Origin of the sequence: Corynebacterium sp. MSK008 (genome assembly GCF_030232585.1) — a bacterium.
GTDB lineage: Bacteria > Actinomycetota > Actinomycetes > Mycobacteriales > Mycobacteriaceae > Corynebacterium.
Map to the genome: position 1 here is coordinate 161,815 of NZ_JASPJX010000002.1, position 21,184 is coordinate 182,998.

Genomic DNA, 21,184 nt, shown 5'->3' on the forward strand with positions numbered 1-21,184 from the left:
CCGTATCGTGCGCGCCGGATAACCTGCCTAGTATGTCTTCTCCCACGCAGGAAGCAGCGCAGGAAGCGCGCACCGACAACGCGGCGAACTCCACCGCCTACGCGCCGGGCCTCATGGTGAAGGTCCGCGACGAATTGTGGCTGATCACCAGCGTCACACAGTCCGTGGACGGGTACCTGCTCAAGGTCCGCGGCCTGTCGGACTACGTGCGCGACACCACGGCGAGCTTCTACACCGCCATCGACGACGTGGAGGTATTCGACCCCGCCAAGGTGGAGGTCGTCCCAGACCGCTCCCCCGGCTACCGCACCACGCGCCTGTGGCTGGAGACCACCCTGCGCCAGACCCCCGTGCCCCTCTACCAGGAGGAGCTCTCGGTGGCGGACCAGATGCTCATGGATCCGCTGGATTACCAGCTCACCGCTGTACGCAAGGCGCTTTCCGACGACAACCTCCGCCCCCGTGTCCTCATCGCGGATGCCGTCGGCCTGGGCAAGACCCTCGAGATCGGCATGATCCTCTCCGAGCTGATCCGTCGCGGCCGCGGCGAGCGCATCCTGGTGGTCACGCCGAAGCACATCATGGAGCAGTTCCAGCAGGAACTGTGGTCCCGCTTCGCCATCCCGCTGGTGCGCCTGGACTCCACCGGCATCCAGCGCGTGCGCCAGATGCTGCCGGCCAGCCGCAACCCGTTCACGTACTTCCCCCGCGTGATCGTGTCCATGGACACGCTGAAAAGCCCGAAGTACCGCGCACAGCTGGAGAAGGTGCGCTGGGACGCGGTGGTGATCGATGAGATCCACAACGCCACCAACGTGGGCACCCAGAACAACGAACTGGCCCGCACCCTCGCGCCCACCACCGAGGCGCTGCTGCTGGCCTCCGCCACCCCGCACAACGGCGACCCGGAGAGCTTCAAGGAGATTCTGCGCCTGCTGGACCCCACCGCGGTGCTGCCCAACGGGGAGATCGATAAGGACGCCGTGTCCCGCCTGCTCATCCGCCGCCACCGCCACAGCGACGAGGTGGCCAGCGTGGTCGGCGAGCAGTGGGCGGAGCGCAAGGACCCCATCAACATCCCGGTGGAAGCCTCCGCGGAGGAAAACGCCGTCGCGGGCGAGCTGGAGCAGACCTGGATCCACCCGGATAACGCCAACGCCAACCCGGCCCAGGACCGCCTGTTCCCGTGGACGCTCGTCAAGGCGTTCCTCTCCTCCCCCGCCGCGCTCGGCGAGACCATCGAGAACCGCCTCAAACGCGTCCCCCAAGCGGACATCAACCAGCGCGAGGCTCTGGAGCGTCTCCAAGCACTCAATGCAAAGGTCACCCGCCAGAACTCCAACAAGTACGCCGCGTTGGTGAACTACCTGCAGGAGATCGGCGTGGGCAAGGGCAAGAAGACCAGGGCGGTGGTGTTCTCGGAGCGTGTGGCCACGCTGCATTGGCTCAAGGAGAACCTGACCAAGGACCTGAAGATGCCGGCCGGTTCGGTGGAGGTCATGCACGGCGGGCTCTCGGACGAGGAGCAGATGCGGCTTGTAGACGAGTTCAAGCGCGAGGACTCCAAGCTGCGCATCCTAGTCACGGGCGATGTGGCGTCTGAAGGCGTGAACCTGCACACGCTGTGCCACAACCTGGTCCACTACGACATCCCGTGGTCGCTGATCCGTATCCAGCAGCGCAACGGCCGCGTGGACCGCTACGGGCAGATGGAGCCCCCGCAGATCGCCGCGCTCCTGCTGGACACGAAGCAGGGCGGCTACGTGGGCGAGCTGCATGTGTTGACCAAGCTGATCAACCGTGAGAACGAGGCGCATGCGTTGCTTGGCGACGTTGGCTCGCTCATCGGCAAGCACACCGTTTCCGGCGAGGAGGATGAGATCCGCCGGGTGATCCAGAACCAGGCCGGCTTCGACGAGGTGGTGAAGACGCCGGAGCAGGTCGCAAGTGCGGATGCGCAGTCTGAGGAGGATCTCATCGATCTGTGGATGTCGGGCTTCGGGCTTGACGACGAACCTTCGGAAAGCCCCGCTTCCGACCCAAGTGCCCCGCACACCACCAGCCTGTACGCCTCGGAGATCAGCTACCTCGAAGACGCCCTGAAAGAGGCCTTCTACGGTGCCCCGGAGAAACCCCTCGGCGCTAACGGTGTCGCCTACGAGCTGGGCAAAAACGGCGTCGCCGAGCTCGCCCCGCCGGAGGACCTGCGCCGCCGCCTGGACATCCTGCCGCAGGACTATCTGGCGGACCGCAAGGTGCGCGAGAAGTTCCTCCTGGCCACCAACACCGCGGTGGGCAACACGATTCTGCGCAACGCCCGCACGGGCCAGGACGGCTCCACGTGGCCCAAGGCCCACTTCCTCGGATCACTGCACCCGGTGACGGATTGGGCCGCCGACCGCGCTCTGGCGTCCCTGTCTGCCGGCCAGATCACCGCTATCGCGGGCGAGGTGGACCTGCCCACCGTGCTGCTCATGGCGACCCTGACCAACAAGCGCGGCCAGGTGGTCTCCCGCGCCTTTGTCACCGTCGCAGGCGGCATGCTGCCCAAGACCATCGAGGACCCGGTTGCTTGGCTGCGCAGCGTCGGGCTGACTGAAAACGCCATCAACCCGGAGACGCTCACCCTGGCAGACAACGCGCAGGAGCTCGTCGCAAAGTCTGTGGAGATCGCCGGCAACCAGCTGCAGCCGATGATGGCCGCCGCCCGCAACCACGCAACAAGCCGCATTGAGTACTGGATCGACCGCGCCGACCGCTGGCAGCACGCCAAGGACGGCAGCCAGACCACCGTGCGCGCTGGCCGCTCGGCGAACCTCATCGCCGAGGAACGCGCGCTGATCGCCTCGCTTGAACCAGACCGTGAACTTATCCGCCCGCTCGTCCTCGTCCTGCCGAAGGAGCAGTAGATCAATGGCTACCTACGACTCAATCATCAACGTCGATGAGTGGATCAGCGACCACTACTTCACCACCGACGAGACCAAGGGCGAATCCTTCACCAAACGCGTGAAAAACCGCACCAAGGAGTGGGCACAGCTGGAGGAGGAATCCAACACCCCCTCCCCCATCAAACGCTTCCAAGTCGAGCGCGGAGAGCTCCAGCAAGCCTTTGCGACGCAATCGCCTACCGACGCCCTGGTGCGCACCGCATTCAGCTACGGCGCACCCACAGCGCAGACCTACACCCGTGCAGGCGAGAAGTTCACCTACCAGGGCTGGGTGGGCAACGCCGGAACCCTGGTGGTGATCAGCGCCGAGGCGAACGAGGACACCACGGAAGAAGACCTGACAACACTCCCGATCACCGGTGGCATCGCCGCTGAGGGCAAGGAGCCCGAGAAAGCGAAGGTGTCCAAGCTCGTCGGCGACCTGTTCCTCGCCGCCGAACCACCCGAGTTCATCGTGGTGCTTGCCGACGCGTGGGCAGTCGTCGCCGAGCGCGAGTCCTGGCCGCTCGGGCGCTACCTCGCCGTGAACCTGCAGTTGGCCGTCGAGCGCAACGACACCAAGAAGGCCGGCGAGCTCGAGCGCGTCGCGGTGATCCTTGCTCGCGAGAACCTTGAGCGCGCAGCGGACGGCACCACCTGGTGGGCCGAGACCCGCGAGGAGTCCCAGCAGCATGCCGTGAAGGTCTCCGGGGACCTGCGCGACGCGGTGCGCGAATCCATCGAGATCATCGGCAACGACGTTCTCGATCGCCGACGGGATCAAAACCTCTCGCTCGACGGAGTCGATGGCAACGAGCTCGCGCACCAGTCCCTGCGCTACCTCTACCGGATCCTGTTCCTCCTCTTCGCCGAAGCCTCGCCGGAGCTAGCCATCCTGCCCACCGGCGCACCGGAGTACGTGGAGGGCTACGGGCTGGACCGCCTCCGCGACCAGATCCTCAACCCGCCCGTGACCGACAAGGCGCGCCGGGGTACCCACCTGTACGACTCGTTACAGCTGCTGTTCACCCAGGTCAACGACGGACACGAGCCGCACGAAGTCGCTGGTGCCGACGAGGACGCGCAGAACGAGGGCCTGACCTTCCGCAACCTGGAGGCGGACCTGTTCAAGCGGGAAGCCACCTCGCTCATCGACGAAGTGAAGCTCTCCAACGACGCACTCACCCGCGTCCTGCAGAACCTTCTCCTGTCGAAGGTTTCCGCCGGTAAGGATCGCGGCTTCATTTCCTACGCCACCTTGGGTGTCACCGAGCTCGGCCAGGTCTACGAGGGCCTGATGTCCTACCACGGCTTCATCGCCCAGGAAGACCTCTACGAGGTCGCACCGAAGGGCGACGCCTCCAAGGGCTCCTGGGTGCTGCCCACCCACGCCGCGGACTCCGTGCCGCAGGACAGCTTCGTCATGGAGACCAGGCAGATGGAGGAAGGCGGCACCTCCAAGGTGCGCCGCGAACATCCGGCCGGCTCGTTCGTGTTCCGCCAGTCCAGCCGCGACCGCGAACGCTCCGCATCCTTCTACACCCCGCAGGTGCTCACCGAATTCACCGTCGGCCAGGCCATCGAGGTGCTCCAGGAAGAAGACCGCATTGAAACTTCTGACGACGTACTTAGCCTGACCATCTGCGAGCCCGCGATGGGCTCCGGCGCCTTCGCCGTGGAGGCCGTGCGCCAGCTCGCGGAGCTGTACCTCAAGCTGCGCGAGGACGAGCTAGACACACAGATCAACCCGGAGAAACGCGCCGTTGAGCTGCAGAAGGTCAAGGCCCACATCGCCCTACACCAGGTCTACGGCGTGGACCTCAACCCCACCGCCGTGGAGCTCGCCGAGATCTCCCTCTGGCTGGACACCATGACCAGCCAGCTCAAGGCCCCATGGTTCGGCCTGCACCTGCGCCGCGGCAACTCGCTCATCGGCGCGCTGCGTTCGACCTACTCCACCGCGCAGCTGAAAAAGCGTGAGTGGCTCAGCTCCGTGCCGCGCCGGGAGCCGGTGCAAAACCTCGCGGAGGCCATCGACGCCGGCGAGACTCGCGACCTCAACGCTGCCGGCCGCATCCACCAGTTCCTGCTCCCCTCCTCCACCTGGGGAGCCGCGGCGGACGCCAAGGACCTGAAGAAACTCGCCGCCGACGAGATCAAGGCCATGAAGGCGTGGAGACGGTCTGTCACCGGAAAAGCTCCCACCAAGGAGCAGGCGAAGAAACTGACCAACCTCGCCGCACGCGTGGAGTCCATGTGGGCGATCACGCTTTCCAAGATGCGCATTGCGGAAGACCAGATCCGCCGCGACATCGACATCTGGGGCCGCGAGACCGAGCACACCGCCAAGAACGTGCGCCGCGAGCAGATTGAGCGCGAGCTGCTTCATAGCGCCGAAGGTGCCTACCTGCGCCTGCGTCTAGTCATGGACGCCTGGAACGCCCTGACCTTTTGGCCACTCACGGCCGCCGATGAGCTACCGGATTTCGAAGAGTGGATTGCCACGCTTACCGACATCTTGGGCAAGGACATCACCTCCCGTGACGCCAGCCAAACCCAGCTGGGAAAGGGGTCGAACTGGGACGAACTCACCGTCATGGAACACACCGACATTGAGTTCTCCGGTGCTCCGAAGATGGCCACCGTGCTGGCCAACCACCCATGGCTTAAAACCGTGCAACAAGTCGCTGCCGAGCAGGGCTTCTTCCACTGGGACTTGGACTTCGCTGCCGTCTTCGCCCGGGGCGGCTTCGACCTGCAGGTGGGCAACCCGCCGTGGGTGCGACCGCGTACCGACCTCGACGCGCTCTACTCCGAGGCCGATCCCTGGTTCTCGCTCGCGCATAAGCCGACCCAGGCGGAGAAGAAAGAGCGTCGGGAACAGTGGAACGAGGATGAACAGACGCGTGAGATTGTTTACTGGGGCCTCGGAGAGTCGGTAGCGACATCTGCGGTTTTGACCGATGTGACCCGATATCCGCACCTCGCTGGTCAGCAACCAGATCTCTACCGCGGATTCATGGAGCGGACGTGGGGCAATGCTTCCGATCTGGGAATTACTTCACTCATCCATCCCGAGTCGCACTTTACGGAGAAAAAGGCGGCTCCTCTGCGCCGTGGTGCGTATCTGCGGCTACGGAGGCATTGGCACTTTGTTAATGAGCTTGTTCTCTTCGACATTGCGCACATCTTCTTCTACGGAATTCATACGTATGCCTGGCCACGAACCTCGCCCCGATTTCTATCGGCTGTCCATCTCTATCACCCGAAAACGGCTGTTGAGTCGTTACAGCACAATGGACGTGGGCCGAAGCCCGGTTTCAAGGACGAGAACAACAACTGGGATCTGCGGCCGCATAGAGATCGGATTCAAACCGTGGACTCCCGCACCCTGCAGGTTTGGCACTCGATATTGGAGGACGATTCCGTCACCGCAGGCGAAGCGCGCATGGTTTATTCGGTGAACACTGACGCATCGGTGGTTCTTGAAAAGCTCGCTGCGTCGCCACGAATTCGAGATCTCGGATTTCAGTTCTCTAGGGGATGGGATGAATCTATCGACAGAAAAGCTGGATATTTTGATACCGGGTGGGAACGCCCGGAGAGTTGGCGAAGCGCAATCCTTCAAGGACCACATCTTGGCGTATCGACTCCGCTCTTCAAGGAACCCAATCCGACACTAAAAAGCAAGGGTGACTGGAAGCCGATCGATCTCGAAGAAGTCGAACCGCGATTTATACCGGCGACCGCTTATCAGCCGGTTCTCTCCACGGACAATTACGACAGTGATTACTCACACTGGACTCTAAACGAAGGGAAGAGCAGCGCGCGCAATTTCTTCCGAATTGCTTGGCGTCGAATGGGGGCTATGACTGGGGTTAGGACCCTCTATCCCGCCGTGATCCCACCAGGCGCAGCGCATGTTAATGCGGTTGAGTGTGGAGCAGTCACGCAATCGGATTTCGAGACTGTGAGCACGGGGGCAGTGCTATCGAGCATTCTCGCTGACTTCCAGATAAGAGCTTCGGGAAACTCAAATCTGTATGGCAGGGTGGTAGAGAACCTTCCATTGCCCGATATGGGCGTGCTGAGAAGCGTTGCCGTCGCGAATTACCTTCGCCTCAACTGCCTTACCGAAGCCTATGCCCCGTTGTGGGAGGAGGTTGTGGGGGAACCTTGGGGCGTCGATACGCCTTTGCGTAAGGATGAGGAGCGGCGTGCTGCGCAGGTGGAGATTGATGCGATTGTGGCGTTGTCGTTGGGTGTGACGGCGGATGAGTTGTGCATGATTTATCGGACGCAGTTTCCGGTGATGCGGCGTTATGACCAGGAGGATCGGTTTGATGCGAATGGTCGGAAGGTGCCGAAGGAGATTGTGAAGGCTGACGCGAAGTTGAAGGACAGCGCGGAGTTGTCGGTGGCGGATCGGACGTGGACGCATCCGCAGTCGGGTGTGGAGTACGTCTACGAGTACCCGTTTAGGCAGCTGGACCGGGAGGCGGATATGCGGGAGGCGTATAGGAAGTTTGCGCAAGCGAAGAGGGCATAGTTCAAAAGTCGCAAAGTTTGACGAAAATATGTTCGGAATGCTCCTGTCGGTTGTCAATCAATTCTGTAGCGTATGCGCGAGTCGAAGGGAGTCAAGCGATGAGTGTTGCGCAGGTTCGTAATCAAATTGAACGAAAACGTAAGCAAAGGTTGGATGCCGAAAAGAAGTTAGGTGAGTTTCGAAACAAGGAGTCTTCAAAATTCTCCGAGGCAGTCAAACTTCGCCAACAAGCCGACAAAGCTGCAAGTGAATCGACCCGCAAGAGCAGATTGCGCGAGGCCGAACGCAAAGAGAGGGATGCTATTTCCGCTGGAAAAGAGGCATCCTCATGGCAGAGAAAACTAGATACCCTTCGTAAAGAGGAGGATCGGTTGCATACGAGGCTCAATAAAGAGGAGAAGGCGGAAGCCGACGCGCTGGCGCGACAGCGCCAGCGCGAGCAGCGGCGGGCGGCGCAAAAGGCTGAAATGCAGCAGGCATCAATCTCGAGAAGGATTGAATCGACTGAAAAATCTTTACGCGAAATTGCGTCGAGGATACCTTCAGTTAAACCCGAAAAGCTTCGGGTCTTGCTATTGGGAGCCGCTTCGAGGGGCGATCTCCGCGTATCACGAGAACAGAGCCGCATCCGCGCAGCGGTTGAATCAGCGTTGCACCGTGACCAGATTGAGATTGATGCGCGTCCTTCTGCGACACCGGGTGACCTACTCGACGGGCTGAGCAAATTCCGGCCCCATGTTGTCCACTTTTCTGGGCACGGAAACTCAAACTTGATTCAGTTTGAGGATGATGAAGACGACCTACATGACGGTGTGGTGGTGACAGCTAGAGCTTTTTCAAGCGCGATACAGGCGACCGATTACTCCCCTACCCTTGTTGTTCTCAATTCCTGCAGCTCGGCCCCTCAAGCCGCGAAGCTAGTCGAGGAGATAGTCCCTTTTGCTATCGGAATGGCCGACAGTATCGATGACGCTGATGCCATCAGTTACGCCGCGCGCTTTTACGCGTCTGTTGCGAATGGTGAAAGTATAAGATCAGCCCACAGTTTGGGAAAGGTGGCTCTTGAACTGGCTGGACTATCGGGTGCTGAACTACCGACTTTGTGTTGGGCCGAAGATACGGACCCTCGGAAGGCCCATCTTGTCAAGCCTATTTAGAACCCTAACGGATGTCTTTGTCATCGCCCACTGTGCCAATGGTCGACCGGGTCCTATGCCCCGTTGTGGGAGGAGGTTATGGAGGAGCCTTCGGGATGTCGATACGCCTTTGCGTAAGGATGAGGAGCGGCGTCTTGTGCAGGTGAAGATTGATGCGAATGGTCGGAAGGTGCCGAAGGAGATTGTGAAGGCTGATGCGAAGTTAAAGGGCGGCGCGGAGTTGTCGGTGTTGGATCGGACGTGGACGCATCCGCAGTCGGGTGTGGAGTACGTCTACGAGTATCCGTTTGGGCAGTTGGATCGGGAGGCGGATATGCGGGGAGGCGTAGGCACGGTTTGAGGGTGCTTTAGGCTGGTTTTCACAAGAATTCTGGTGCGGTGAATTGATGGACCATACAGAGACGGCAGAAATGAATAGTCTGAGTTTTGCGCAGAAAATGTTCCTTAAGGATGCTTTAGGGTTGAGTTCTGGTTATGTTCTTAGCCTTTCGCGGAACGATGTCCGAGACCTTTTTACAACGGTGGGGATTGACATCGAAAATGACCCACGCTTTGAGTGGTCAGGTATGTCAGCAGGAAAACTCGTGAACGAGTTCTTCACGCAGGCAAATAATGGCGAGGTGGCTCGTGTTTTGAGTGCACTTGCTGAATTACCGGATCGCGCATTCTTAGATGCGAGAATAAATGCGGAAGACTTCAAGGCCGAGGTCGATTCGATTTTGTTCAAAATCGGTGAAACTGGAGCTTCTCCGGCAATGAAACGCGGTAACTCAACAACTAAAGCGTGGGATACCGGAAGCATTGTAGAATTGACTAGAGTTTTGGTAGTACCTGACATATTCGAACGCGTTGAACCCCTGTTGCGTTCTGACCACCAGCAGCAGGCGATAGAAGAGGCGTTCAAGCTCGTCCGAGAGCGGCTGCGGTTGCTTACCGGAGAAGAAAAAGCTTCTGAGGCGTTCGGGCCTAACGGACAAAGCGACAAGTTTTACAGCGCAGTTTTTGGACTTGAGGAGCCGATTAGGGAACTCGACTTAAGAGTCAGGGATCATTGTGTGGGTGTAGCTCACACACAACTCGCGATTCAAAATTTCCGCAACGTTCTCTTTCACACTCCTTACAGAGATAGCGAGGCCCGACAGACCCTGCAATACCTCGCGCTCGCAAGTCTTGCGTTCGAATCAATCTCTACGCAGTTGCCCCTTACAGTTGCGACTGAAGTTCGCGAGTGGGTGAAAACGAAACGAATGAGCTACCCGAGCGCTAGAACTTTCTATCGCGATTTCGAGAATGTGAAATGGGCTTCAGACTTTCCGGAGGATATGAGCAAGAGGTTGAATGAGGTGAAACGGCCGGTTCTAGAGGTTTTCATCTCATCAGCTGATTTCACCATTGGCTACAACGCTTCCAACATATGGCTTATGTGTTTCCAGCTTGTCGCAGATCAAATAGGCTCGGAGGATCTCGAAAGAATCGCGTCCAAACCGACTTTAGACCCGTATGGCCACGATCAAATGGCGGGGTGGGATGAATTTGTTAAATCGATCGGACCTGTTGAGTGAGCTTCCGAACTACTAATGCGATGTGGTAAAAGAGCCTTCAGTGATGACGGCAGTAGCTCCCTTTCGGGCCTATTTCAGCTCCCTTTCGGGCCTATTTCACCAAAAATGTTTCGCTGCCGTAAGTGCGATGGCGACCGAGTTGTGCATGAGTTGCTTGGTGTGTGTCGGTTGCGTCGTTATTTTCGGGAGGATCGGTTAGCCGCGAATGTTCGGAAGGCCTGAAAAAAGACTGCAAAGGTCAATGCAGGTTTGAAGGGCGGTGTGGAGTTTGCAGTGGAAAATCGGACGTGGACCCGTCCCCAGAAGACGATGGAGCCTGTGTGCGAGTACACATTTAGGCCGCTCGACCGGGGAGGCATCTACAGGGGGTTTGCACGGTTCGACTGAGTCTTTCCTTTACCCGGTGTTGGATCACGCGGCGCGGGCTCGCGCTGAGGGGCAACGTGGCACCAAGGCACTGCTGCTGTACCCCATGAATGCGCTGGCGAATGACCAGGCGGACCGCCTGGCCAAGCTGCTCACCAGCGAGCCGGCGTTGGCTGGGGTGACGGCGGGTATTTACACGGGTGAGTCGAAGGGTAGCGTCCGCAAGGTCACGCGGGATTCGTTGATCACTGACCGTGACCAGATGCGCGCGGATCCGCCAGACATTTTGCTCACCAACTACAAGATGTTGGACCAGCTGCTGTTGCGTGAAGAGGATCGGGAGATCTGGAAACGCTCCGCAACCTCGCTGCAGTACCTGGTGTTGGATGAGTTCCCACGTACGACGATGCGCAGGGGGCGGGAGGCGTATGCGCGGTTTGAGGGGATGGGTTAAACGCCCAGCAAGGAGAGAAGCACGAGCGCATCTGTCTCGTCAAGATCAGTGTTGTGGGCGAGCATCTCGACCTGCACTGTAGAACAAGCGTTCCACAGTGCAGGTCGTTGGTGGCGCGCTGTTGGCTATTATTCGGGGCTAGAACGATAACCCAGCGAGCTGAGGTGATTGACATGGCAGTTGAAATTAAGACCACAAACAACAAGGAACTCTCGGAGAAGAAACGAGACTATCTCGCTGCTCTCCGCAGGTCCACAGGTCAGCCTTCTGCGAGCATTGAAGAACTACGTATGCTCGCCCACTCGGGCATGCTAGATAAGTCCGAGCGAGCCTTGTACGACGATTTGAGCGTCGTATTGATGCTGTTGGGTGAGGGACAACTTGAATCTGCTTGACGAGGCTGCGCTGTTTCTCGATGAAGTGAGAGAAACGCTTATCGACGCACTCCCACTCGCGTCTGAGTGGGACATTTGCACAAAGGCGTGGCTTAACTCCGACACGAACATCGTTGTAGGTGAATTTGATGCCCCGGTTATCCACGGTGCCGGTCAGCTTGAAAGCGAAGTTGATAGCCAAGACTACAGCCAGCTATTCCGCGTCATCGTCCGCTACGAATTAACTTCCGATTCCACCGGCAAGTTCCTCGCCGTGGAAAGAAGTAAATTCGAGCTGCGGGTAGCTACGTCCCCAGGCATTCGGTTTGAATACGAACGGGGATATACCAGCGCTCCATGCGCCCACATTCATTACTCGGGAGTCACTGGATTGCTGAGCCCGGCTCTAATGCAGAACTTCCAGGGGAAGTCTGGAAACCCGAGGAAGAAAGGACGGCTGGAAGAACTGCACCTACCGGTGGGTGGCAGACGGTTTCGCCCGTCGCTCGAAGAATTCCTCTACTTCGTTATCGCCGAGTGCGGGTTTCGGGGCAAACCGGGCTGGGAGCCAATCTTGCTGCAACGGCGGCAAGAATGGTTGTTCAAGCAAACGGCTGCCGCAGCAAGGGACTACCCGGAAGCCGCGGCAAGGTCGCTGGAGGATCTCGGATTCTCAGTCACGCCTCCGGCAGGGTTCTCGCCACGAGTGATTGACGCAAAATGGTAGGGAAAAACTTAGTTAGTAAAGAGCAAGTGGTGTCGGAGGAGGTTGTGGGGGAACCTTGGGGCGTCGATACGCCTTTGCGTAAGGATGAGGAGCGGCGTGCTGCGCAGGTGGAGATTGATGCGATTGTGGCGTTGTCGTTGGGTGTGACGGCGGATGAGTTGTGCATGATTTATCGGACGCAGTTTCCGGTGATGCGGCGTTATGACCAGGAGGATCGGTTTGATGCGAATGGTCGGAAGGTGCCGAAGGATGTGTTGAAGCTGCAGGCGAAGTTGCGCGATGGTGAGGAGTTGTCGGTGGCGGATCGGACGTGGGTGCATCCGCAGTCGGGTGTGGAGTACGTGTACGAGTACCCGTTTAGGCAGCTGGACCGGGAGGCGGATATGCGGGAGGCGTACGCGCGGTTTGAGGGGAGGTACGGGAGTAACGTTCCACTTATCGACTGCGAGTAATTGTTTGGCCGTGGAGTCTTGCCGTTCTTCCGGCCGGAGTTGATTTCGTTTTTAGGTGAGGGGAAAGTCTCGAAGGGACGATGAGAGTAGCATCCTGGCACTTCTTTCTACCACTTCTGGATGTGTTGCCTCTTCCAGATGGGAAAGTCACACTAAAGACGCCGACTGGAATGATATACAGCTCTTTGGGAGAAGCTATGGAGCTCCCTGATGGCGTCGCGATTATCGCCCACCAAATGTTTGCGCAGGACACGACAGGTACTGCTGAGGAAGCCGTATCTGCGTCTATCGCTACCCGGGTTGCATCTACCCAACGGGTCGACGCTCCGTCAGCAGTCCAAATAAGTAAACCTGTCACGGTTCTTGAGGTTGTTGTTAGCCAGAGGTTTAGTAAGACCGGCGATTGGGGGAGGCGTTCTAATCGGGAGGATGCCTTTTCGCATGCGGTGGCAATGGCAAATGAATGGATTGGTGCTTTGTCGCTAGCGTTACAAATGCCACTAGCAAAGGTGCGCGTTGAACTTCTACCAAGTGCTCTTCCAGTCGGAATAGGATTGTTTGAGCCTTGGGAAATCCGCCCCGGAAAATTGGCACGTTTAAAGATCGATGGCTGGATGCACCTAAGGGAAACCCGACCGGTAGTTTCAACGCATCCCCCGCAGCCGGATGAGTTGGATCTGTGGATCGAGGCTGCGCTAATCAACCATGCTGAGAGAGGGCCTTTCGTTCGGTCTTCGGAGCTGCTCGAAGAAGCAATTCGTCAACAGAAAGAAACCGGTGAGTATGAGATCGCAATGATTTTGTATGCAGCCTCGTGCGAATCAGCGATAGACGAACTAGTGCAACATCTGTTGTGGGAACAACAGACGACGCCCCATGAAGCGTCAGAGTTCTTTCTCCGAAGCCGCGCCAAGGCGAAAAAAGGGGGAACGCCTGTACCAGAATCGGTTGTTTCGCTTATGAAGAAGAAAGCGCTGAGCCTCCTAAGAGGTTCCACTTTTGGTCCGAGCGATGAGCCGGAACCGTTTAGACAATGGACCAAGTTCGTAGTTGAGCCAAGAAATCATGTAATCCACGGCGGGAAAAGAGTCACCCGTGAGGAGATTGAGAGATGTGAATGGGCGTTTTTCGTATTCCAGGATTGGGTCAAGAACGAGGTTTTCGCAAGTCGCTCGCGTTTTCCAATCACAACCATCGCGCTCTTGGGTGAAGCCCAACTCGTTAAACGGGGTGAGTGGGAGCGTTTTTCGCCTATCGAACAGTCGCTCTCGCAACTCCGTATTCGTCTTCAAACCTTCCGTCGCTGGAGTGACATGGTTGTCTCGCTACGGAGTAGTCCGACCCTGATAGGTCAGCTGGTAGACCCAGAACAAAGTGTTCTTCAGGTTGTTGTATCCGAGGATGGGCCGAAGGAATCATTCCTAGTGCACACGGGCGGTGCTGTTGTTTCGCGCTTACCACCTGAAATCACACATGAGATTGGGCGGCGCGTGCACTTCAGACCCGAGGCCGGTCCTGTGATCCAGTTGCTGGATTACGAGCTAGATTTCCTTACCGGCCGGGAGGTATGGGAAACCTACCGTTACGAGATGTCTCCCAAACTGCTGTTATACCCATCAGATATCGGATACAAAAATGCTCTTGCGCGATTCGCCGAAGATGGCGAGTGAGCCACGTTGAATGTTGTGCTACCTAGCTATTACCACCGTTGTGCGTATCGAGTAACTGTCTCGGGGGAGAAGTCTGGAGACCGCGTGACTTCGAGGCGCGCGACACTACCAGAGATGTCTGATTGTTTAGACCACGTGTTTAGTAACGGTGTGGTGAGTTTCGGGTAACGCCCGGGTGAGTATCGAGTAACACCCGGGCGTTTAGGTTGGTAGCGGGGGTTATTGGGTCAGTCGCATGTTGGTGCCTTCGAGTGTGATGATTTCGGCGCCGGCGACGAGTCGGTTGAGTATTGACTCGGCGATGACGGCGTCGGGGATGGATTTGTACCACTCGTCGGGTGTGAACTGGGATGTCACGATGGTCGATCCGCGGGGTTCGCGTTCTGCGAGGATATTGAGCAGTTGGTGTGCGGTGGCGGCATCGATTGGGGTGGTGAGGAAGTCGTCGAGGACTAACACGTCTGTGTTGTGTAGGTCTTCGAGGAACGTGATGCGGGCTGGGTCGTCGTGTTTGAGCACGGCGAGGTGGTTGGCGAGTGTGTCGGTGCGGAAGAAGCGTGCGGAGTAGTCATTTCTGCACGCCGCGGTGAGTAGTGCTTGGGCGAGGTAGGTTTTGCCGACGGAGGATTTGCCCAGGATGACAATGTTTTGTGCGCTTTGGCACCATTGGCAGTGAGCGAGTCGGGTGATTTGCTCTTTGTTAATGGTGCGGCCGGGCGTGTAGGTGATGTCTTCGATACAAGCATCGGGATTTGGCGATCGGGATGCTTTGAGCAGTTTGTTGACTCGCCTCTCACGCTTGGCCGCTACCTCTTTATCGAGTGCGTAGAGCACTTTGTCGGAGAAGCTCCAGTCGTCGAATGCGGGATCGGCGGCGATGTCGATGACGCTTTGTCCGAAGGCGGTCATGCGTAGATCGGTAAAGATCGGCAGGACTGATTCGTCGAGGAAGCGGGCGGATGATGATGCTGGTTGCGGGTGGGGCATGGGTTATGCAGATCCTTTCTTGGTGAGGTTTTCGAGGCTGAACTGGGCAGCACCACCGAGGTAGGCGCCGCGGGTGTCACGCGCTGTCGGGGCAGGCGCACCGTCAGCGGGTCTGCCGGTTAATTGATCGATTGGCAGGTCAGCACCTGTAGGTCGTGTGGAGGTGTCTTTGCGCACGGCGGCCATCATGTTTTTCACCGCGGTATACGACACAGCACGCCTTCTGCCGTCGGTGGACACCAAACGTCTGCAGGCTTCTTCGAGGATTGGCTTGTTGGCGTGTTTGCCCATGTTGAGCACGTTGCGGCACGCTTGGTACGCCTGGGCAGGGATCGCTTTAGCTTCGATGAGCTCGGCAATTACCTGGCGGGTGGCCGGCCCGATCTTGGAGGCTTCGCGCAGGAAGTACTCACTTGTCCACAACCCACGGGTATCACCCAGGTTCGCCGGTATGTGGTCGGTGTCGGTGACATACACCCCGCGGGCACGCGCGAGTTGGTGTCTGGCCACACGCTGCCCGGCGTCGAAGACGGCGAGACTGTCACCGGTGATGCGCACATCCACGGTGCGGCCCACCAGCTGGTGCGGTACCGAGTAATGCGCGTTGTGCACTCTGATGTGGAAATTGGGTGCGACTTTGGCGCGTTTCCATTCGGTGCGCTGCCACGGTGTTGCAGGCAGCGCGGTGAGCACGTCGCGTTCGAACTGATCAAACAATGCGCGTCTGCTCGTCGCATTGCCGCGAAACGGCGTGGCAGCGTTGATCCCATCGACCAGGGCGGTGATTTTCGCGTTGAGCTCGTCTATCCCGACGCACTGGTGGCCATCGAGTGCGTGGATGACGTTTTGGGTGACGATCTTGACTGCGGCTTCGACGCTGGCCTTGTCTTTGGGTCGTTTCGCCCGAGCCGGCAATGCGGCGGTGTTGTAGTGCTCCAAAAACTCCTCGTAGGTGGAGTTGACCCGACGATTTTTGTCCGCGGCACTAATCGCGTTCGAGGCTGTCGAGGCGTTATCTGGCACGATGACCTCGGCAACCCCGCCGAAGTACTCAAACGCGCGGATATGAGCTGCAAGCCATGCGTCCTGGCGCTCATCCGCGCACGCGCAGGCGAACACCATGCCTGAATACGGCAGCGAGGCGACAAAGATACTGACCTTCGATCCTTGCCCGCCGGTGGGGTCACACAGCCGCATCTTTGTGCCTGCCCAGTCCACCTGCATCGTATGGCCTGGGGCATGGGTGATCCTGGCGGTCAGCCCAGCTGCATCAACGTGTTGGGCCACAAGCTGGCGAAACCGCTCGTAGCTGTAATACCGCTGGCCTGGGTCCGCAGGCTGTGCGGTGTAGCGGCCCCACAGTACCTGCAGGGTCACCTTGTTGCGCCCGGTGCGTGCCTTGGCGACAGCGTCGAAATCGATCGGGACGAAATCGCCCTGAGCATGGCTGCGCCCGTCGACGAACCAGTCCACCAGCTCATGATCCGCAACCCCACGAAGTTGCTCACGGGTTGTGATGTTGTGTTCCACCAGCGCATCGCGTGCTTTTTGCACCGTGGTGTGCGAGCACCGCAGACTCGAACAGATTTGGCGGACAGACCAGCCTTTGAGCACTTGATCCATTACCGCCCGGTAGTCAGTCACAATCAGACTCCTCTGGTAACGCCGCGTGCCCTGAAGTCACGCGGTCACCAGAATCCTCCCCCGGACTGTTACTGGATGCTCACCAATGCGTTACTCGATACTCACCACGGTGTTACTAGATACGACCGCGTAACAGTCTGATCGTGACTGGCTACCGGGCGGTAATGAAGCACGAGGCGAAAGACTGGTCTGTATTACGAAAGTGAGGACAAATCCTCTGCAATGAGGAGGCGTAAGCAACGGCGGTGTCTTGCTTCCGCGAAGTTGCATCGAACTAGTAACGACGCGCGTACTCCTGCGTGACCAGAGGCCACACTTCTTCTAGGGAGTGGGCAGCCGGTGCGTCGAAAAACACGAAGTCGTGTTCGATGACACGGCCCGCACGGTCGGTTCGACCTTCGGGGTCGTCGAATCGCAGAGCCGATAGCGTTGGGTCGGTGCCATCGAATGCGGCCTCGTAAATGGGCAATGGATCTGAGAATCCTCCATCACGGAGAAATCTGAAGCCCCAGTCCCTCCCCCGGGTAGCCCAAATGAATCTCACGAGTGTTTCCTGACTAGGACACCCTGTTCCTCCGCCTTTGAGAGAGTTGCCTCCAGGTTGAGGAGTGCTGCGCGAAGGTAGTCCCGGTTCTTCTTCGCGTCGTCTTCCATGCGTTTCAACTGATCTGATCCATACTGGGCGGCAGTCGCGATTAGTGCAGCGAGCTCAGAGAGGCTACGGATGTGCTTCAGCCCAGGGATTTTTCGCAGCAACGGGTTCGCCACCGCCACACCGGCAAGAGCCTTCGGCCCGAAGTTGTAGTTGTCAGCGATTTGGTTGAACTGGTACAGCGCCTGCTGGGCTTTGCGTATGGGCAGAATCTTTCGTTCTTCCCAGCGGGAAAAGTGGCCGATCGGAAGCAGCATGGTTAGTGGCACGATTGTATCCAGTCCGATTGTTTTCTCGGTTTTGATCTGGTCGGGATTGAACTGTGCAGAGGAGAGCCGCAGGTAGTCCTCACCGATGGAGACGGCACCGCCCTTTACGAGCTGACCAATGTCCGCCCGAAGCTGGTTGATCTCGTCGCCGGCGTGAAGAACAACAAGGTCTGCGAAGCCGGAGGCAGTGATGTCGGGCAGCAGGTCCGCCTTCGAAAGGGTGAGAACCCAGATGCGCGGGAAATTGACCAGCAGCTTGCCATTCGGGAGCAGGTCCTGGCGCATACGCTGAATCGTCTCGCGGTAGTTGCCAAGGACCGACTTGAGGTACCGGGCTTGGGTGTCGGGGTCAGTGGTGAGCCGTGAGGCGTCGATAAGCAAAAGCGCAACGTCGGACCCCATGAGCGACGCAATGGTGTCCTTCTGTCGCTGCTTCTCTTCCGGTGTTTCAGGAGTAGTTTCCAGCCACTCCCCCGGGTAGTCGTGCCATACGAGGGACATTTCCTTCGGGGCAGGCGCCTTGTCCGAATCAGGATCATTCGGTTGATTGATACGGATGAGGAAGTCATACGAAGTGGTTTTGAACCGTGTTGCCTGCGGAGCACGGTTCAAATCCCGCATGCCGAGGTAGTTCTTGCGGAGCAAAGTGTGCTGAGATGCGTCCCGGGCTGTGACGCGGTAGGCGGTGTCACCGATCGTGCTCGGCTCGGTCATGTGGCCGTAGAACGAGGACACCAGGACCGTCTTGCCACTGCCACTTTCGCCGAATACCGCGAGGTGCTGTGCGGGAGAAGCATTTGTGCCGTCGTTGAGGATTTTGGGCAGAGGCATTCGAACTCCTGGTCAGTAAGAGGTTTTCGCGAGTTTATCGTAGTGGCTTGCTTCGAATGTGTCTGTAGGTATGAACATTTCAACGCTTAAGACGCTTATCGCTGGGAGTCCCCGAACAGGTTTTCTGGAATTGGCGGTAGGTATCTGCTGTGAGTCTTAAAGTGAGCCGTGCATTGTTTCCCGTGGTTGAAAGTGAAGAAGATGAAGCGAATCTTCGGTGCCGTCCTTGTGGCAAGTGTCCTCCTCGCCGGTTGTTCTACCTCGTCCGAAGATGAAGGGGCACCAACCAGCGAACAGCCCACGCAGACGACTGAAGCGGAAACGAAGTTCGCCCAAGTCGGAGACACAATCCCGGTTGATTGCCAAGGGAATAACTGCGCGGGTGAGCTAGAGGTTGAAGAGATCCAGCTCGGTGGGGATTGCAAGACGCGCTTGGTGGACGAGGCCATCCCAGAAGGCATGCAGCTGGTGCAGATCAGCGGTGTTCTTACGGCTGTTGAAGAAATCAAGGACGAAACCGGGGCGGAGATTGGAGCGAGCCAGGAGAATCCTGTGGTGTGGGACTCGGAGCAGTTCAAATCCACCACTGAATGGGGCGGCGGCTGCGATGTCCCGCAGGGCTACGAACAGTGGGGCATCACTCCCGCGAAGATGGGAGAAAAAGTTCGCGGTTACGGCGCGTTCCTAATTACGGATGATGCACAGGTGCTCGGTATTGCCAACTCCAAGTTTGACCTCAAGGAGATAGCCCGAGCGCCAGAGGAGTCGACGAGTTCTGGGGCGCCGTCTGCAACTGCAAGCCCGGCCGAGGCGGCCGAGCAGGCCTCGGCGGTGGAGCCAGAAACCCCGGTCTACGAGGCTCCTGCTGAAGCGGAAGCCCTCGTCCAAGCTCCCTCTCCGGCGCCGCATGAAGCGGAGCCGGTGATCGGCTACACCGAGGCGCCGGGGCAGGTGGAACCGCAGGTGATGGAGAAGCAGATCGCCTCCTGTGGGGATCCGAGCATTCACCAGACGGGCACCACGTTCTTCACTGATGGCACTACCGGCTGGACGGAGAATCGTGCGGCTCAGATGATGTAGCAACCGTGACAGTCCGGTGTGGGCTGATTCCCGAACCTTTCTCGGTGTGTTTGAGAGCACACGATAAGATTCTCGAGGTTTAAGTCAATGTGTGGCGCGCTGTCTGGTACGCCCCACGGCTTATGACAACCCCGATAAGTTTGAGAAAGACAGGGTGACATGGAATTTGAATTGGACTTGGTCAGCTCAGTGGCGCTGACACTGGCGTTGTTACTTTTGGGCAACTGGGCTGCGAGGAACTGGAAGATCTTCAGCAGGTTCGCAATCCCCGGGCCGGTGGTAGGCGGCTTTCTGTTCGCTCTGGTTGTTCTTTTCCTTCGCGAAGCCTTGTCATTCGAGCTCACCCTAGATAACACGCTGCAGAGTCCTGCGATGTTGGCGTTCTTTACGGCCATCGGCCTCGGTGCGTCGTTGAGTCTGATGAAGGCCGGCGGAAGGTTTCTGCTCATCTACCTCGTGGCGTGCTGGGGTGTGGCGATCTTTCAAAACCTGGTTGGCATCGGGCTGGCGAAGGCGCTCGACCTCAACGCGCTGCTCGGCGTCATGGCGGGTTCCGTCTCCCTGGAGGGCGGCCACGGAGCGGCGGCCGCATTCGGCCCCACTGCTGAGGAGCTTGGCGCGCAGGGCGCTACCGCTGTCGCAATCGCTGCAGCGACCTTTGGTCTGATCGCCGGTTCGCTCATTGGCGGACCGCTAGCCACATGGCTGATCAAGCACTACGGGCTGGAGATCAAGACCCGCGAGATCGAAGCAATCGAGGAAACAGGAATTGATGATGCCTCGGAGGTCGAAGAAGGTTCACTTATCGCCACTGCCGCGTTGATCGGATTCATCGTCGTTATCGGTGTGTTCCTGGGGTCCTGGTTCGGTGACGCCACCGGCTACTCGCTTCCCGGCTATGTGGGTGCGATGCTCATTGCAATCGTGTTCCGCAACCTCAACGACAAGTTCGGCTGGGTGACGCTGCACGGCAAGTCGATGTCGCTCATCTCCGAGCTGTCCCTCGGTTTCTTCCTTACCCAGGCGATGATGAGTCTGAAAATCTGGGATCTATACAGCCTTGCGCTGCCACTTTTCATCATCTTGGTGGTGCAGGTTGTTGCACTCATGCTGTTCGTCGTGTTTGTCGTCTTCCGCATGCTGGGGAAGGACTATGACGCGGCGGTGATCTGTGGCGGAATGATGGGTCACGGCCTTGGCGGAACCCCCAACGCTGTGGCCAACATGGACGCCATTGGACGCCGCCACGGACTTCAGTCGCGAGTGGGCATGATCGTCGTACCACTCTCGGGTGCCGTGCTGATCGACATTGTGGCGCTGCCGTGGATCGTGTTCTGTCTCAACTGGGTGGCATAAAGGTTGGAGATGCCCAACGAATGCACTTCAAGATGCGGTGGATGCGCAGCACACAGGGAATTCCCAGAAAAAGTTTTGAGTATTAACGTCACCTGAACTTCTGCTGTGGTTAACTTGGTTAGTC

13 protein-coding genes and 2 pseudogenes are annotated in these 21,184 nt (G+C 58.4%); 12 read left to right on the forward strand and 3 right to left on the reverse strand.

The window, feature by feature from the left end:
• Positions 1–32: 32 nt before the first annotated feature.
• The 10 genes and pseudogenes from QP996_RS02420 (at position 33) to QP996_RS02465 (ending at position 14,241) form a co-directional block, all read left to right on the forward strand.
• A complete protein-coding gene (locus QP996_RS02420) occupies positions 33–2,909 on the forward strand; it encodes a DEAD/DEAH box helicase (protein ID WP_284871038.1) in 2,877 nt (958 codons plus the stop codon).
• Positions 2,910–2,913: 4 nt separating this feature from the next.
• Positions 2,914–7,479, forward strand: a complete 4,566-nt coding sequence (locus tag QP996_RS02425) for an Eco57I restriction-modification methylase domain-containing protein (RefSeq protein WP_284871039.1) — start codon at positions 2,914–2,916, stop codon at positions 7,477–7,479.
• Between the two features lie 98 nt (positions 7,480–7,577).
• A complete protein-coding gene (locus QP996_RS02430) occupies positions 7,578–8,636 on the forward strand; it encodes a CHAT domain-containing protein (RefSeq protein WP_284871040.1) in 1,059 nt (352 codons plus the stop codon).
• A gap of 136 nt (positions 8,637–8,772) precedes the next feature.
• The gene (locus tag QP996_RS02435; protein ID WP_284871041.1) at positions 8,773–8,976 is read left to right on the forward strand and encodes a hypothetical protein; all 204 of its coding nucleotides are present in this window, start codon (positions 8,773–8,775) and stop codon (positions 8,974–8,976) included.
• Between the two features lie 46 nt (positions 8,977–9,022).
• Positions 9,023–10,198 carry a TIGR02391 family protein gene (locus QP996_RS02440; RefSeq protein WP_284871042.1) on the forward strand — a complete coding sequence of 392 codons (1,176 nt, stop codon included), beginning with the start codon at positions 9,023–9,025 and terminating at the stop codon, positions 10,196–10,198.
• A 361-nt stretch (positions 10,199–10,559) separates the two neighbouring features.
• Positions 10,560–10,981 (forward strand): annotated as a pseudogene (locus QP996_RS02445) (DEAD/DEAH box helicase); the annotation flags it as partial.
• Between the two features lie 210 nt (positions 10,982–11,191).
• A complete protein-coding gene (locus tag QP996_RS02450; protein ID WP_126858168.1) occupies positions 11,192–11,413 on the forward strand; it encodes a hypothetical protein in 222 nt (73 codons plus the stop codon).
• Positions 11,400–12,119, forward strand: a complete 720-nt coding sequence (locus tag QP996_RS02455; RefSeq protein WP_284871044.1) for a hypothetical protein — start codon at positions 11,400–11,402, stop codon at positions 12,117–12,119. Before QP996_RS02450 ends, QP996_RS02455 begins: the two co-directional genes overlap by 14 nt.
• Before the next feature lie 35 nt (positions 12,120–12,154).
• Positions 12,155–12,571, forward strand: a pseudogene (locus QP996_RS02460) (hypothetical protein); the annotation flags it as partial.
• 197 nt (positions 12,572–12,768) lie between these two features.
• Complete coding sequence (locus QP996_RS02465) at positions 12,769–14,241, forward strand: hypothetical protein (protein ID WP_284871046.1); 1,473 nt, start codon at positions 12,769–12,771, stop codon at positions 14,239–14,241.
• A 219-nt stretch (positions 14,242–14,460) separates the two neighbouring features.
• On the opposite strand, the gene QP996_RS02470 is transcribed toward QP996_RS02465, so the two are convergent.
• The 3 genes from QP996_RS02470 to QP996_RS02480 all read right to left on the reverse strand — a co-directional run bounded on the left by QP996_RS02470 (position 14,461) and on the right by QP996_RS02480 (position 18,624).
• Positions 14,461–15,228: an ATP-binding protein gene (locus tag QP996_RS02470; RefSeq protein ID WP_070771239.1), complete on the reverse strand. Its 768-nt coding sequence runs from the start codon at positions 15,226–15,228 to the stop codon at positions 14,461–14,463.
• Between the two features lie 3 nt (positions 15,229–15,231).
• Positions 15,232–16,872, reverse strand: coding sequence for an IS21 family transposase (gene istA, locus QP996_RS02475; RefSeq protein ID WP_284871047.1), 1,641 nt, complete (start codon positions 16,870–16,872; stop codon positions 15,232–15,234).
• A 540-nt stretch (positions 16,873–17,412) separates the two neighbouring features.
• Positions 17,413–18,624, reverse strand: coding sequence for an ATP/GTP-binding protein (locus QP996_RS02480; protein WP_284871048.1), 1,212 nt, complete (start codon positions 18,622–18,624; stop codon positions 17,413–17,415).
• Positions 18,625–18,816: 192 nt separating this feature from the next.
• Between QP996_RS02480 and QP996_RS02485 the strand changes: the two genes are divergently transcribed.
• Together QP996_RS02485 and gltS are read left to right on the forward strand one after the other, a co-directional pair.
• Positions 18,817–19,704, forward strand: a complete 888-nt coding sequence (locus QP996_RS02485; RefSeq protein ID WP_502870097.1) for a hypothetical protein — start codon at positions 18,817–18,819, stop codon at positions 19,702–19,704.
• Between the two features lie 159 nt (positions 19,705–19,863).
• Positions 19,864–21,060 carry a sodium/glutamate symporter gene (gltS, locus tag QP996_RS02490; RefSeq protein ID WP_284871049.1) on the forward strand — a complete coding sequence of 399 codons (1,197 nt, stop codon included), beginning with the start codon at positions 19,864–19,866 and terminating at the stop codon, positions 21,058–21,060.
• The last annotated feature ends 124 nt before the right edge of the window (positions 21,061–21,184 follow it).

Excerpts from the sequence above, each read along its gene's own strand:
- QP996_RS02450 (WP_126858168.1), top strand. The coding sequence starts at position 11,192 with ATGGCAGTTGAAATTAAGACCACAAACAACAAGGAACTCTCGGAGAAG.
- QP996_RS02440 (WP_284871042.1), top strand. The coding sequence starts at position 9,023 with ATGGACCATACAGAGACGGCAGAAATGAATAGTCTGAGTTTTGCGCAG.
- QP996_RS02425 (WP_284871039.1), top strand. The coding sequence starts at position 2,914 with ATGGCTACCTACGACTCAATCATCAACGTCGATGAGTGGATCAGCGAC.
- QP996_RS02430 (WP_284871040.1), top strand. The coding sequence starts at position 7,578 with ATGAGTGTTGCGCAGGTTCGTAATCAAATTGAACGAAAACGTAAGCAA.
- QP996_RS02470 (WP_070771239.1), bottom strand. The coding sequence starts at position 15,228 with ATGCCCCACCCGCAACCAGCATCATCATCCGCCCGCTTCCTCGACGAA.
- gltS (WP_284871049.1), top strand. The coding sequence starts at position 19,864 with ATGGAATTTGAATTGGACTTGGTCAGCTCAGTGGCGCTGACACTGGCG.
- QP996_RS02480 (WP_284871048.1), bottom strand. The coding sequence starts at position 18,624 with ATGCCTCTGCCCAAAATCCTCAACGACGGCACAAATGCTTCTCCCGCA.
- QP996_RS02420 (WP_284871038.1), top strand. The coding sequence starts at position 33 with ATGTCTTCTCCCACGCAGGAAGCAGCGCAGGAAGCGCGCACCGACAAC.
- QP996_RS02465 (WP_284871046.1), top strand. The coding sequence starts at position 12,769 with ATGGAGCTCCCTGATGGCGTCGCGATTATCGCCCACCAAATGTTTGCG.